Raw genomic sequence first — 547 nt, 5'->3', positions numbered from 1 at the left:
ATCGAGGGGCAATTGACCCTATCGCAATACCAGAACTCCTATCACGTCTCGGTTCATCCCCGTGCCGGCCGTGGCTCACCCCTGGAGATCGTTCTGGGCTCTGCCAAGGTTCAACGAAAGGTGCAGCTATTCGTTCCTCATTATCTGGCGATCCCATCAGTTGTCTCGCAAACTCATTTGCTGGGAACCGTGCCCAAACCACTCGCCGAGCACTTCGCGCGACAGTACTCCTTGCAAGTTTTTCCCTTCCCGTTGGCCATGTCACCCGTTCAGGTCAGCCTGATCTGGCACAGGCAGCAAGATGCATCCGTCGGACTTAAGTGGTTGCGAAAGCAGCTCTCCGCGATAACAAACCCCGAATGAATCTGAGGGCAACGTTTGCTTTTGGCTGGTTTCTCCCTTAGTGAGGAGGCCGGTTTCGGTCATTCGTGACGGGCAGCTACGACCCAGAGGGAACATTCGCCTAATCCCGGATCCCGCCCTGATCCTGACTTCGCCTCAAGACGCTGGATGAACCTCTGTAGAGATCGATGATTGCGCAGCGGTG

The 547-nt window shown here is 55.8% G+C and carries 1 protein-coding gene; it reads left to right on the top strand.

Translation table 11 applies throughout. The features are described from left to right. On the top strand, window positions 1-363 hold a 363-nt coding region (locus ACTV8E_RS20690), incomplete at its 5' end, for a LysR substrate-binding domain-containing protein (RefSeq protein ID WP_443200700.1). Window positions 364-547 lie beyond the last annotated feature (184 nt).

It is taken from the genome of Pseudomonas sp. B392_1p (assembly GCF_052245235.1).
Lineage (GTDB): Bacteria > Pseudomonadota > Gammaproteobacteria > Pseudomonadales > Pseudomonadaceae > Serpens > Serpens gallinarum.
Note: the sequence above shows the minus strand (reverse complement) of the source record. Positions and strands in the feature narration are given on the sequence as shown.